General features: G+C 73.7%; 13 protein-coding genes. 5 read left to right on the top strand and 8 right to left on the bottom strand.

The genetic code is table 11. From position 1 onward, the window contains the following. Nucleotides 1-649: 649 nt before the first annotated feature. From ACVJO7_RS04355 to ACVJO7_RS04335, 5 genes are all read right to left on the bottom strand, one after another. Nucleotides 650-1465: an ABC transporter ATP-binding protein gene (locus tag ACVJO7_RS04355; RefSeq protein WP_344026288.1), complete on the bottom strand. Its 816-nt coding sequence runs from the start codon at nt 1463-1465 to the stop codon at nt 650-652. Then, the gene (locus ACVJO7_RS04350) at nt 1462-2490 is read right to left on the bottom strand and encodes an ABC transporter ATP-binding protein (protein WP_491671811.1); all 1029 of its coding nucleotides are present in this window, start codon (nt 2488-2490) and stop codon (nt 1462-1464) included. Before ACVJO7_RS04350 ends, ACVJO7_RS04355 begins: the two co-directional genes overlap by 4 nt. Continuing rightward, on the bottom strand, nt 2480-3475 hold the full coding sequence (locus ACVJO7_RS04345) for a branched-chain amino acid ABC transporter permease (protein ID WP_344026284.1): 996 nt from the start codon (nt 3473-3475) through the stop codon (nt 2480-2482). Before ACVJO7_RS04345 ends, ACVJO7_RS04350 begins: the two co-directional genes overlap by 11 nt. A gap of 10 nt (nt 3476-3485) precedes the next feature. Next, nucleotides 3486-4892, bottom strand: a complete 1407-nt coding sequence (locus ACVJO7_RS04340) for a branched-chain amino acid ABC transporter permease (RefSeq protein WP_491671810.1) — start codon at nt 4890-4892, stop codon at nt 3486-3488. A 139-nt stretch (nt 4893-5031) separates the two neighbouring features. Further along, nucleotides 5032-5460, bottom strand: coding sequence for a PaaI family thioesterase (locus ACVJO7_RS04335; RefSeq protein ID WP_344026280.1), 429 nt, complete (start codon nt 5458-5460; stop codon nt 5032-5034). A 137-nt stretch (nt 5461-5597) separates the two neighbouring features. On the opposite strand from ACVJO7_RS04335, the gene ACVJO7_RS04330 reads away from it, so the two are divergent. Then, nucleotides 5598-6197 (top strand): carbonic anhydrase, encoded by a 600-nt coding sequence (locus ACVJO7_RS04330; RefSeq protein WP_344026278.1) that lies wholly within the window; start codon nt 5598-5600, stop codon nt 6195-6197. On the opposite strand, the gene ACVJO7_RS04325 is transcribed toward ACVJO7_RS04330, so the two are convergent. After that, nucleotides 6161-7048, bottom strand: a complete 888-nt coding sequence (locus tag ACVJO7_RS04325; protein WP_344026276.1) for a class I SAM-dependent methyltransferase — start codon at nt 7046-7048, stop codon at nt 6161-6163. The two genes, ACVJO7_RS04330 and ACVJO7_RS04325, sit on opposite strands and share 37 nt — an antisense overlap. Before the next feature lie 329 nt (nt 7049-7377). Here ACVJO7_RS04325 and rpsA point away from each other — a divergent pair, with 329 nt between their 5' ends. From rpsA to ACVJO7_RS04305, 4 genes are all read left to right on the top strand, one after another. Continuing rightward, nucleotides 7378-8874 (top strand): 30S ribosomal protein S1, encoded by a 1497-nt coding sequence (rpsA, locus tag ACVJO7_RS04320; protein ID WP_491671809.1) that lies wholly within the window; start codon nt 7378-7380, stop codon nt 8872-8874. A gap of 261 nt (nt 8875-9135) precedes the next feature. Further along, the gene (locus ACVJO7_RS04315) at nt 9136-9954 is read left to right on the top strand and encodes a hypothetical protein (RefSeq protein ID WP_491671808.1); all 819 of its coding nucleotides are present in this window, start codon (nt 9136-9138) and stop codon (nt 9952-9954) included. Between the two features lie 13 nt (nt 9955-9967). Continuing rightward, nucleotides 9968-11125, top strand: a complete 1158-nt coding sequence (coaE, locus tag ACVJO7_RS04310; RefSeq protein ID WP_491671807.1) for a dephospho-CoA kinase — start codon at nt 9968-9970, stop codon at nt 11123-11125. Nucleotides 11126-11309: 184 nt separating this feature from the next. Further along, a complete protein-coding gene (locus tag ACVJO7_RS04305; protein WP_491671937.1) occupies nt 11310-12086 on the top strand; it encodes an RNA polymerase sigma factor in 777 nt (258 codons plus the stop codon). A 4-nt stretch (nt 12087-12090) separates the two neighbouring features. Here ACVJO7_RS04305 and ACVJO7_RS04300 read toward each other — a convergent pair whose 3' ends face one another. Together ACVJO7_RS04300 and ACVJO7_RS04295 are read right to left on the bottom strand one after the other, a co-directional pair. Next, a complete protein-coding gene (locus ACVJO7_RS04300) occupies nt 12091-12816 on the bottom strand; it encodes a hypothetical protein (RefSeq protein ID WP_491671806.1) in 726 nt (241 codons plus the stop codon). A 50-nt stretch (nt 12817-12866) separates the two neighbouring features. Next, a complete protein-coding gene (locus ACVJO7_RS04295; protein WP_344026265.1) occupies nt 12867-13409 on the bottom strand; it encodes a ribonuclease FAU-1 family protein in 543 nt (180 codons plus the stop codon). Nucleotides 13410-13473: the final 64 nt, after the last annotated feature.

The raw sequence follows: 13473 nt of genomic DNA, 5'->3' as shown, positions 1-13473 counted from the left end.
GGGCGGGCCCGCGGGTCCGCCCCCTTTCGTCGTGCGCCGGCCCGGGAGCCGTGGGCCGTGCGCACGCCCCACGGATCGCACCCGCGGCCCCGGCGGCACGTCCCGGGGCCGGCTCCGACCCTCCGGGCGGTTCGGTGCCCTGCCAAGGTTCGGTGCCCTGCCGGGTGGTTCGTGCCGCTGCCGGGCCGCTCGGAGCAGCCGCGGTCTGCCCCACGGCGATCTCGCGACGTCGCACCCCCAGCGCGACGTCGCACCGCCAGTGCGATGTCGCACCGTGTAGTTCGGGTGCGGCGTCGTGCTGAGGGTGCGGCGAGCTGCGTCGGGTGCGGCGGCGCGCGCTCTGACCTCCGCGCGCCCGCGCCGGGGCGCGCGATCTGACCGGGCCGGTGCGACCTCGCACCCCCGGTCCGGCGTCGCACCCCCGGTCCGGCGTCGCACCTCCAGCGGGATCTCGCACCGTGTAGTGGGGGTGCGCGGTCGTGTTGGGTGTGCGACGAGCCGCGCCGGAGACCGCGGCGCCCGCGGAGACCGCGGAGCCCGCGGCGCCCGCTCCGACCCCACCCGCACCGGCACCCGGACCCGGACCGGACCCGGTGCGACGAGCGGCCCCGCACCCCGGGGAGGGGTGCGGGGCCGTCGTCGTCGCGGCTCAGTCCTTCTTCTCGCTGCTCCCGGCCAGCGTGCCCAGGTACAGCTCGATCACCTTCGGGTCGTTCAGCAGCTCCGCCCCACCGGCGGTGTAGGCGGCGCGGCCCTGGTCCAGCACGTACCCGCGGTCGCAGATCTGCAGGCACCGGCGGGCGTTCTGCTCGACCATGATGACCGAGACGCCGGCCGCGTTGATCCGCTTGCAGCGCACGAACACCTCGTCCTGCAGCATCGGCGAGAGCCCGGCCGATGGCTCGTCGAGCAGCAGCACCGACGGTTCCATCATCAGGGCGCGGCCCATCGCCACCATCTGGCGCTCACCGCCGGACAGCGACCCGGCCTTGGTCCTGCGGCGCTGCCCGAGCATCGGGAACAGGTCCGCGACCTCGTCGAACCGCTTGCTGAACGAGCGCGGCCGCAGGAACACCCCCATCTGCATGTTCTCCTCGATGGAGAGCGAGGGGAACACGTTGTCCCGCTGCGGGACGTAGCCGACGCCCTTGGTGACCAGTACGTGCGCCTTCGCCCCGGTGATCTCGGTGTCCCGCAGCCGGACGGTGCCCGTCCGGACCGGGATGAGCCCGAACATCGCCTTGAGCAGCGTGGACTTGCCCGCGCCGTTCGGGCCGATGATCCCGACGATCTCGCCGTCGCGGAGGAAGAAGTCGCTGCCGGTCAGGATGTCGACGCCGGGGACGTACCCGGCGACGAGCGAGTCGATCCGCAGCAGCGCGCCCTCGGCGAGCCGGTTGTGCACCTCGGAGGTGGCGGCCTCCTCCGGGGTCATCACGGGTGTGGCGTCGCTGTTGTCGCTCATGTGCGCTTCCCCTCCGCGCCGCCGGCCTCGGGCGGGGGCCCCTCGAGCCCACCCTCGGCCTCGGCAGCCTCCATCTCGGCCACGATCTCCGCGGTCTCGCCGACCGGGTTGCCGTCGGCGTCGAACTCCAGGACCTGGTCGTGGTGCGAGCCGAGGTAGGCGTCGACGACGGCCTGGTTGGACGACAGCGCCGACGGCGGCCCCTCCGCGATCACCTGCCCCTGTGCCATGACGACGACCCAGTCGCTGATGTCGCGGATGACGTCCATGTCGTGCTCGACGAACACCACGCTCATGCCCTCGTCGCGCAGCGACTTGACGTGCCCGAGCAGGCTCTGGGTGAGCGCCGGGTTCACGCCGGCCATCGGCTCGTCGAGCATCACGACCTTGGGCTTCATCATCAGCGCCCGGGCCATCTCCAGCAGCTTGCGCTGCCCGCCGGAGAGCGACCCGGCCAGGTCCTCGGACTTGGCGTCGAGCTTGAACCGGGCCAGCAGCTCGCGGGCCTGCTCGGTGATCTGTCGCTCCTGCGCGCCCCAGCCGGTGAACAGCGCGCCGAGGAAGCTCTCGCCGCGCTGGCCGGTGGCGCCCAGCTTCATGTTCTCCATGACGGTCATGCCGGCGAGCGCCTTGGTCAGCTGGAAGGTGCGGACGACGCCGCGCCGGGCGACCCGGTGCGGCGGCAGCTTGTCCAGCGGCGTGCCCTCGTACACCCAGGATCCGGTGTCGGCCCGGTCGAACCCGGTGAGCAGGTTGAACAGGGTCGTCTTGCCGGCGCCGTTCGGCCCGATCAGGCCGGTGATGGCGCCGCGCTGGAACTCCAGGTGCGCGACGTCGACGGCGGTGAGGCCGCCGAACGTGCGGGTCACGCCGTCCACGGTCAGCACCGGATCGGGCTTGGCGACGCCCGGTTCCGGGGCGACGCCGGCGAGCGCGTGTGCGGGGTCCGGCCCGCCGGCCGGGACGACCGGGATGACGGCCGTCTCGTCGTCGGTGCTGTGGTCGTTGGTGTGGTCAGCGGCCATCGCCGAGCACCTCCCTCCGGCGTCCGAAGATGCCCTGTGGTCGGAACACCATCATGAGGCCCAGGAAGACGCCGACGAGCACGAACCGGATCGCGCCGACGTCCTGGGACGAGATGAAGGGCAGCAGCGGGTTCTCACCGGCGGTGGCCTGGCGGAGGAACGCGTCCGACACCGACAGCAGGAACCAGAACAGCATGGCGCCGACGACCGGTCCGAAGACCCGGCCGGCGCCGCCGAGGATGAGCGCCGCGTAGGCGAAGAAGGTCTGCGGCGGCGAGTAGAAGTCCGGGGTCAGCGACTGGGTCGCCAGCGCGAACACGATGCCGCCGAGTGCGCCGAACACACCGCCGAGCGCGAGCGCCTGCATCTTGTAGGCGAACACGTTCTTGCCGAGCGCGCGGGCGGCGTCCTCGTCCTCCCGGATCGCCTTGAGCACGCGGCCCCACGGGCTGCGCACGAGCAGCCAGGTGAGCAGCACGCACAGGCCGACCACGGTCCAGCCGACGACGATCGACCACAGGTCGGGCCCGCGGACGGTGAGCCCGAGGATGTTGTAAGTGGGCTGGGTGAACGGGTTCGCGGCGGCGAAGGCGTCGCCGAAGCCGGTGAGGCCCTGGGTGCCGCCGGTGAAGCCGGTCTGCGACGTCGACCGGGTGATCAGGCGCAGGATCTCGGACGCGGCGATCGTGACGATCGCCAGGTAGTCAGCGCGCAGCCGGAGCGTCGGGATGCCCAGCACCAGCGCGAGCACGACACCGCAGGCCATGCCGATCAGGACGCCGAGCCAGAGCGGGGCGCCGTAGTTCGCCACCGAGATGCCCATGCCGTAGGCGCCGACCAGCGCGAAGCCGATCTGACCGAAGTTGAGCAGGCCGGTGTACCCGAAGTGGATGTTGAGGCCGAGTGCGAGCAGCGCGAAGAAGATGGCCGACGGCCCGATGAGCTGCGAGAACCCGACGGTGAGGAGCTGTCCGAAGTCGATCATGATGTCCTCCTCAGCCGATCCGGGCCTTGGACCCGAGCAGGCCCTGCGGTCGGAACACGAGGATCACGATCAGCACCGCCAGTCCGCCGAGGTACTTGAGGTCCAGCGGCAGCACCAGCGTGGACAGCTGGACCAGGATCCCGACGATCAGGCAGCCCAGCAGCGCGCCGTAGGCGGTGCCGAGGCCACCGAGGATGACCCCGGCGAACATCAGCAGCAGCAGCCGGAAGCCCATCTCGTACTGGACCGTGCTGGAGAGCTCGGAGAGCGCGAACAGCACGCCGCCGAGGGTGGCGAGCGCCCCGCCGAGCATCCAGACGAACAGGATCACCCGGTCGACGTTGATGCCGGACGACGCGGCGAGGTCCCGGTTGTCGGAGACGGCGCGCATCGCCTTGCCGATGCGGGTCTTCTGCAGCAGCAGCGCGACCGCGAGCAGCACCACGACCGACACGATGATCGCCGACAGGTCCTTGTCGGTGAGCGCGATCGGCCCGTAGTTGCGGACGGTCTGCGCGGTGTAGTCCGCGAACGACTCGGAGCGGCCGCCGAAGAAGATCAGCACCAGGTACCGCAGCGCGATGCCGAGGCCGATCGACACGACGAGCTGGGCGATCAGGCCCGCCCCCCGGCGTCTCAGCCGCCGCCATATGCCTAGCTCGTTGGCCGCGCCCAGGAGTGCGCCGACGAGCATCGCGATGATCGTCGCCGGGATCAGCTGGACCCCGCCGCCGACGTTGATGAACCAGGCGACGACCGCGCCGATGGTGACCATCTCGCCGTGCGCGAAGTTGGTCAGCCCGGTGGTGCCGAAGATCAGCGACAGGCCGACCGCGGCGATGCCGATGACCAGGCCGAACCGGATGCCGTCGACGAGCAGGCGCAGGAACGTGGCGAAACCGCCGCCCGCCGCCCCGGCGACCTCCTCGCCGAACCGGAAGACGACGGTGTTCAGCGAGCCGTCGCTGACCTCACGGGTCGTCTCGCCCTGCAGCACCTCGGTGCCGGCGGGCAGCGTGGAGTCGTCCAGCCGGAAGGTGTAGCTGCCGGCGGTGGGGACGGTCAGCTCCCAGCGGCCGTTCTCGTCGGAGACCGCCTCGGCGGCCGGGGCACCGTTCTGCTCGGCGACGATCGTCACGCCGTCCAGCGGCTCGCCGTCCTGGTCGCGCAGGGTGCCGCTGACGTCGATGCCGTCGGTCTGCTGGGCGGGTGAGACGGCCGCCTGCGGGGCGGCCGGGGGAGCGGCGGTGGCGGCGAGCGCGGTGCCGGACAGGGCGAGCCCGCCGACGAGTACGACGAGCAGGCCGATCAGCCAGCGTGCTGCGGCGGGGACCGATGTCCGTCGCGGGACGGCGCCCGCGCGGACGGTCCCCGCGCTGTCGGCGCGCTCGCGGCGCGGAGTGCGGGGTGGTGACAACGTTCGTCCGTCCTCGTGGGGCGTCGTGCGGACACCCGGGTGGGTGATCTGGGGGAACGTAGCCGAGGAGAGGACTGGTACGAACGTCTCGAACCGGGCCGTAGCCGAGACGTAACCCGTGACTAGCGGATTGCGATGGTCAGGACACGAGCGGTCGTGTGTCGCGGTGCAGACAGGTCAGCCGCGCGGTGCAGATGCGCCGTCCCTCGTCGTCGACGAGCACGATCTCCGAGGTCGAGGTGGATCGTCCGACGTGGATCGGCCGGGCCGTCCCGGTGACGTGCCCGGTGGTGGCCGAGCGGTGGTGGGTGCAGGCCAGCTCCAGCCCGACCGGGAAGCGCTCCGGGAGGGCGTGCAGCGCCGACAGCGTGGAGCCGAGGGTCTCGGCCAGCACGCCGCTCGCGCCGCCGTGCAACAGGCCGAACGGCTGCAGGTTGCCCGCGACCGGCATCCGGCCGACGACCTCCTCCAGGCTCAGGGAGACGATCTCGATCCCCATCCGGTCGTTGAGCTGGCCACCGGCGTGTTCCGGCGGGATCTGGGGGAGCTGGGCGGGATCGATCGGCACCGGGGCACCCTAGACCCACCCGGCGTGCCCGGTGGAGCGGTTCCGGACACATCACGGCGTGCGCACTTGCCGTCGCGGTCCGGGTCGGCGATCTTGACCGAGAAAGCCGCAGCACCGGGAGAGGAACGAGAGAGCGCATGGTCAACGACACCAGGCCGACGGCGACCGAGGCGTGGTCGATGATGCTCGAGGGCAACCTGCGCTGGCAGCGCGACGAGCGTCAGGAGCCGCGCCGGTCGGCGGAGGAGCGGGCCGCGGTGCTCGCCGAGCAGAAGCCGGCCGCGATGATCCTGTCCTGTTCGGACTCGCGGGTGCCCGCCGAGCTGGTGTTCGACCTGGGGCTGGGGGACCTGTTCGTGGTCCGGACGGCGGGCCAGGTCGTCGACGACGCGGTCCGCGGCACGCTGGCGTTCGGCGCCGGTGCGCTCGGCATCCCGCTGCTGGTCGTGCTCGGCCACTCGCAGTGCGGTGCGGTGAAGGCCGCGGTGGATGTGGCGGGCGGGGCGCCGTCGCCCGCGCCGGCGACGCTCGGTGCGCTGGTCCAGGACATCGTCCCGGTGTGCGCGGGCGCGGCGGCCGGGGACGAGGGGATCGCCTCGGCGGTGGACGCCAACGTCCGCCGGGTGGTCGCCCAGCTGACCGCGGACCCGTCGCTGTCCGGGGCGGTCTGCAACAACCGGCTGACGATCGTCGGGGCCCGCTACGACCTGCCGACCGGCGCGGTGCTCGAGGTCTGAGCCCCGCCGGGCCTGCGGGTCACGAAGATCGCCGTGCCGGGGAACAGCTCCCCGCGCAGCGGCGACCACTGCCCCCACACCCGGTCGTGCCCCTCCGGCCACTCCGGCTCGACCAGGTCCTCCAGGACGAGCCCGGCGGCGACCACGTCCCGGACCCGGTCGCCGAGCGTGCGGTGGTGCTCGACGTAGGTGGCCCGGCCGGTGGCGTCCACCTCCAGGTACGGGGTGCGGTCGAAGTAGGACTGGGTGACGGTGAGCCCGTCCGGGCCGGGATCGTCCGGGAACGCCCAGCGCATCGGGTGGTTCACCGCGAACACCCAGCGGCCGCCGGGGCGGAGCACCCGGTGCACCTCGCGCATCACCCGGGCCGGGTCGGCGACGAACGGGATCGCCCCGAACGCCGAGCACGCCAGGTCGAAGGTGGCGTCGGCGAACGGCAGGTGCTCGGCGCCGGCCTGCACCAGCGGGACGTGCGTGCCGAGCTCGCGGTTGAGCCGGGCGGCGTGCCGGAGCATCCCGCCGGAGACGTCGAGCGCGACCGGCAGCGCGCCCTGCCCGGCCAGCCATCGGCTGCACGGCGCGGAGCCGGCGCCGACCTCGAGCACCCGGGCGCCCGGCAGCGCCGCCGCCGGGCCGAGCAGCCGGGCGTCGGCCTCGTGCAGGTTCTCCGGGCACCAGACGAACTCGGCGTCGCCGATGTCCGAGCCGTGCTCGGCGAGGTAGTCGTCGGCGTCGGCGTCCCACCACCGCCGTCCCGCGCTCTCGGACTCGGCGCTGCCCACCCGGCGGCGGGCGAGACCGGCGGTGCCGACGACCGACTCGGCGGTGCCGTACTCGTCCCGGCTGCTCATGACCACCCGATCGTCATCACCCGATCGTCGCAGAGCCCGGGCCGGTCGTTGCCGCTCACCCGTTCACCCGGACCCGCATTGCCCCAGTCATCACGGCCCGCGTAGCATGTTGTGCGCACTGTGGTCAACGTGGCGGAGGACCGTCGACGCCGGGCTCGCCCGCCCGACCGTTCCGCCGCACCCGGTTACCGACCACGGGAATCGACGCCAGAGGGTGACTGTTGCAGTAGGGAGACCACACAGTCACAGCTACACACACCAGAAGCGGAGCTGCTGCAGCAGTCACCGCACCGAGACCGCCAGAGAAATCCATCGGAGCACCCCACTACATGTCCACCGACACCACCGCCGCCCCGACCACGCCGCAGGTCGCTATCAACGACATCGGGTCGGAGGAGGACTTCCTCGCCGCCATCGACCTGACGATCAAGTACTTCAACGATGGCGACATCGTCGAGGGCACGATCGTCAAGGTCGACCGCGACGAGGTCCTGCTCGACATCGGCTACAAGACCGAGGGCGTCATCCCCTCGCGTGAGCTGTCGATCAAGCACGACGTCGACCCCGCAGAGGTGGTCGAGGTCGGCGAGTTCGTCGAGGCCCTGGTTCTCCAGAAGGAGGACAAGGAGGGCCGCCTGATCCTGTCCAAGAAGCGCGCTCAGTACGAGCGCGCCTGGGGCACGATCGAGGCCCTCAAGGAGGCCGACGAGCCGGTCGAGGGCACCGTCATCGAGGTCGTCAAGGGCGGCCTGATCCTGGACATCGGGCTCCGGGGCTTCCTGCCGGCGTCGCTGGTGGAGATGCGCCGGGTGCGCGACCTCCAGCCCTACGTCGGCCGCAAGATCGAGGCCAAGATCATCGAGCTGGACAAGAACCGCAACAACGTGGTCCTGTCCCGCCGCGCCTGGCTGGAGCAGACCCAGTCCGAGGTCCGCAGCGAGTTCCTCAACCAGTTGCAGCGCGGTCAGGTCCGCAAGGGCGTCGTCTCCTCGGTGGTCAACTTCGGTGCCTTCGTCGACCTGGGCGGTGTCGACGGCCTGGTGCACGTCTCCGAGCTGTCCTGGAAGCACATCGACCACCCGAGCGAGGTCGTCGAGGTCGGCCAGGAGGTCACCGTCGAGGTCCTCGACGTCGACCTGGACCGCGAGCGCGTCTCCCTGTCGCTGAAGGCGACCCAGGAGGACCCGTGGCGGCTCTACGCCCGGACCCACGCGATCGGCCAGATCGTCCCGGGCAAGGTCACCAAGCTCGTCCCGTTCGGCGCGTTCGTCCGCGTCGAGGAGGGCATCGAGGGCCTGGTGCACATCTCCGAGCTGGCCGAGCGCCACGTCGAGATCCCGGAGCAGGTCGTCCAGGTCGGCGACGACGCCATGGTCAAGGTCATCGACATCGACCTCGACCGGCGCCGCATCTCGCTGTCGCTGAAGCAGGCCAACGAGGGCATGACGGTCGACACCGAGTTCGACCCGACCCGCTACGGCATGGCCGCCGAGTACGACGACCAGGGGAACTACATCTACCCCGAGGGCTTCGACGTCGACACCGGCGACTGGAAGGAGGGCTTCGACGAGGCCCGCGCCGCGTGGGAGAAGCAGTACGCCGAGGCGCACACCCGCTACGAGCAGCACATCGCCCAGCTCCGCAAGGCCGCCGAGGCCGAGGCGGCCGGTGGCGACGACGTCGCTCCGGCGAACTACTCGTCGGGCGGTGACACCGAGGAGCGCTCGTCCGGCCCGGCCGAGACCAGCAGCAGCAGCAGCGGTGGCTCGCTCGCCAGCGACGAGCAGCTCGCCGCCCTGCGGGAGAAGCTCTCCGGCGGAGCCTGATCCACCGGTCCGGTCCCGCTCCGGGCCGGATCACGATCCACACCGAGCCCCGGTGACCCACGTGGTCACCGGGGCTCGGTGCGTATGCGGGACCATGTCGGCAGTGATGGATCGGGCAGGTGGACGGGCCGCCGCGGTCCGGTTGCGTTGCACGGCGTGTCGCTCGATACGCGCCGGGGAGAGGTCACGGTTCGGCACCGGTCCATGACGCTCCGGGGGCGTTCCCGGAGTCGATCTCGGGGTCAGGCCTAGATTGTGCGCATGGCCGGCTGCTCCGTCCGCCGGACGCGATCCGGCACGCCCCTGCTCTCTCCCGCGACCCGCCTGCGGCGCGGGCGGGTCGCCCTGCTCGCCGGCGCCGTGCTGCTCACCGGGGTGATCAGCGGCTGCGGGATCGCCTCGGGGGACCCGGGGATCGCGGTGCCGACGTTCGCCGCGGAGGAGAGCACCGTCGCCGGAGCGGACGGCGGCCCGCTGCCGATCGCGCTGCCCACCGACTGCGCGCGGCTGATGGACCCGGAGCAGGCGGGCGCGCTGTTCGGTCAGGTGCTCGGCTCGGTCTCGGTCCAGTCGGTGCGCGGCGTCGCCGAGCCGGCGGTGAACCGCACCGAGCGCACCGCGTGCACCTACCGGGCCGGCGGCCAGGCGTTCGACGGGCCGGGCAACCGCGGGCCGGTGCTCTACCAGCTCAACATCGGCCGCTACGGCGACGCCGCCTCGGCGACCCGGCAGTGGCAGCTCAACACCAACGCCGAGCGGTCCGACGCCAACGCCTCCCGGGACATCACCGTCGGGACCGTGCCGGGAGTGCTGATCGAGCGGGCGGACCAGACGACGCTGGCCCTGGTCTACGGCGTCGACACGCTCACCTTCGTGCTGCCGGTCGCCGCGCCCGGGCAGAACCGACCGGCCGCCGAGACCCTGCCGGACCTGGCGCAGCGGATCATCCCCGCGCTGACCCCGACCCAGCCGCCCACTGCGGAACCGCCGCCGGCCACCCCGTCGGCGACCCCGCCGGCCGGGGGACCGGCGCCGCAGGCGAACCGGGCGCCCGCCGGGGACGTGCCCGGCACCACCTGATTACGGTGGGCCGGTGCTGCGGACAGGGCTGACCGGGGGAATCGGGGCCGGCAAGTCGACGGTCGCCCGTCGTCTCGTCGAACGCGGGGCGGTGCTGGTCGACTCCGACCTGCTGGCCCGCGAGGTCGTCTCCGCCGGTTCCGAGGGGCTCGCCGCGATCGTGACGGCCTTCGGCGACCGGGTGCTGCGGGCGGACGGCGAGCTGGACCGGCCCGCGCTGGCCTCGATCGTCTTCGCCGACGCCGACGCCCGCCGCGAGCTCGACGGCATCGTGCACCCGCTGGTGCGGGCCCGGTCCGACGAGCTGGTCGCCGCCGCCGCGCCGGACGCGATCGTCGTGCAGGACGTGCCGCTGCTCGTCGAGGGCGGGATGGCGGCGGCGTTCCCGCTGGTCGTCGTGGTCGGGGTGGACGCCGAGGAGCGGATCAGGCGGCTGGTGTCCGCCCGCGGGATGGCCGAGCAGGACGCCCGCGCCCGGGTCGCCGCCCAGGCGAGCGACGAGCGCCGCCGGGCCGCCGCGGACGTCTGGCTGGACAACTCCGGCGCCGAGGAGGACACACGGCGCCGGGTGGACGCGCTGTGGGACGGACGGCTGGTCGGGTTCGAGGAGAACCTGCGGCTCGGCCGCCCGGTGCCGGACGGCCCGCCCCGGCTGGTCGACGCCGACCCGGACTGGGCGGAGCAGGCCCGCCGGCTCGCCGAGCGGATCGGGCACGCGGCGGGCGACCGCGGCCGGGGCGTGGAACACGTCGGCGCCACCGCGGTGCCCGGCCTGCCCGCCCGCGACGTGCTGGACCTGCAGCTCGCGGTGGAGGCCCGGTCGGACGCCGGAGCGCTCGGCGACCGGCTGGCCGCCGCCGGGTTCCCGGCCGACCCGGAGGCCGACGGGGACGGGGCGGGGACGCTGCGCGTGCACCGGTCCGCGGACCCGGGGCGGCCCGCGGTCATCGTCGTGCGGGTGCACGGCTCGCCGGCCTGGCAGCACGCCCTCGGGACCCGGGACCGGCTGCGGGCCGACCCGCGCGCCCGGGACGGCTACACCGAGCGCCGGCGGCGGGCGGCCGCCCTGTACGGGGCGGATCCGGACGCCCGCCGCTACACCGCGCACACGGCCGCCTGGCGGGATGACCCGGACGAGTGGTCCGTCCGGTCCGGATCACACGGTTCGTGACGGACGCGTGAAGATCCACCCGTTTCTGTAACGACGTCCGCTCGTTGGTCGATTCAGGCGGGCAGGGAGCGTCGGCGCTCGGTGTCCCGCCGGAGTACGGGCGGGTTTCCGCCGATCGGACCGGTCCCCGGTGCGATCGCGGGAGGCCGGGATGCGGCGACGAGAGGACACGGGGTTGAGCACGGTGGTGCATCGATACGGGGCGGACGGCGGAGGCGCCGAGCCCGGTCGCGCCCCGGACCTCACCCGTCCGGCCGAGTACGGCGAGCCCGACCCGTGGCCGGGCGACGGCGGGACCGAGCAGATCGACCACGACGCGTGGACCGGCGGCGCCGAGCCCCCGTCGATCAGCGGCGCGATGGTGCAGCAGCACCGCACGCTGCCGCACGGCGAGCTGCGCGCGGACTTCGGCGCGCACCTGGAGACCTACTACCCGCGGCTGGTCGCCCAGCTGTACGCGATCACGCTGAACCCGCAGGACGCGCACGACGCCGTCCAGGACGCCTACTCCCGGGCCTGGCGCCGCTGGTCGGCGCTGCGCAACCGGGGTGCGGTCGAGCACGAGGACGCGGCGGTCGGCTGGGTCCGGCGGGTCGCCATCCGGACCTCGATGCGCGGCCGGTTCCTGCGCTTCGGCAGGCGCCGCAGGCCGGCCGCGGAGGAGACCGACCCGCGGACCGGGGCGCTGCTGGAGGCACTGGGCCGGCTGGCCCCGCCGGACCGGCGGGCGGTGGTGCTGCACCACATGGCCGGCCTGTCGCCCGGTGCGGTCGCCGAGCTGGAGGCGACCGACGAGCGGGAGATCGGCAGGCGGCTCGCCAGGGGGCGCGAGGTCGTCACCGAGGGGATGGCAGAGGTGCTGGAGGAGATCGTGGGGGCGCCGGCGCCGTACGTGGCGCGCCCCGCGTACGGCGGCCACGGCGGGTACGACCTGCGCGCCGCCGAGGGGGGACGGGGATGAACGGCTACCAGGACATCGACCACGAGTTCCACCGGCTCGACGACGTGCTGTCGGCGGCGGTGCCGCTGCCCGCGGTCGACGACGTGATCGCCCGCGCCGCGGGGGCGCGCCGGGCGACCTCGGCCGCCGCGGCGGCCGTGCTGACCGTGGGCTCGCTGGGCGGGATCACCGCGGTCGCGACGGCCGCGGCACCGGAGGGCAGCTTCGTCGGCTCGCCGTTCGCGATCGCCTCGCCGGGCAGCACCGCGCCGATGCCGGAGCGGATCGTCACCGGTGAGCCGCCGGCCGAGGCGCCGGCGGAGGACGCCGTGCCGCCCGCGTTCGACCCGGCGACGGCCGCGGACGAGGGTGCCGGCGCACCGGCTCCGGGCACGCAGCCGCCGGCCGGCGGCGCCGCACCGGTCGTCCCGGCCCCGCCGCCCGGTGGCGGGGTGGCCCCGCCGCCCGGCGGGGGAGTGGCGCCGCCGCCGGCCCCGCCGCCCCCGTCGACCCGGCCGACCACGCCGCGTCCCAGCACCCCGAAGCCGCCGGAGGGCACGCCGGACCCGAGCACGCCGCCGAGCACGCCGCCGGACGACTCGGAGACGCCGGACCCGTCGACCCCGCCGTCGACCCCGCCGACCTCGACGTCCGGCAGCGAGGGCACGCCGGACCCGTCGACGTCGAACTCGGCGGCGCCGACCAGCACGTCGGACGGCCCGGCGCCGACCAGCACGTCGGAGTCGTCCACCAGCGCGGTGGGGCAGGGCCCGGCCCAGCACCCGGCGCTCTGAGCGGCACTCAGCCCGCCAGGTCGGCGGGCGGCGCGGGCTCTGCCCGCGGGCCGAGCGCGATCCCGTGCCCGGCCAGCCACGCCTCGTGGTCGTGGCCGTGCCCGGCCAGCCCGGCGAGCACGGTGTGCGAGCGCTCCAGCGCGTACTCCGCGGTCGCCGGGTCCAGCAGGCCCTGCGCGACGGCGGCGACGAACTCGTCGGCGTCGAGCAGCTCGGTCCCGCGGCCCCGGCGCACCACCAGGTCCAGGTACAGGTCGGTCATCCGCAGCCGCCGGCCGTCCCGGGTGATCCGGGCGATGTCGATGTAGATGTCCTGGTCGCGCTCGTGCCCGGGCCGCCAGCGCCAGTCGGACAGGCAGATCCCCAGATCGGGGACCAGCCAGGACTCGATCCACCAGGCGTTCGGCCGGGCCACGACCGGGCGGGACAGGTAGATCCCCCAGTCCTCCTCGCGCAGCGTCTCGATCTCGCGGCGGGTGCCCTTGGTGTCGTACTGGGCGCGGTCGCCGGGATCGACGACCTGGGTCTTGGGCGGGTGCACGGCACGCATCCTGCCGGTGCCGGGCCGGGCTGTCAGGGCGTGCGACGGGAAACTGTCGGGGGTCGCTCGTACC

It is taken from the genome of Pseudonocardia sp. DxW (genome assembly GCF_058448985.1).
This window is presented reverse-complemented; position numbering and strand designations above follow the sequence as displayed.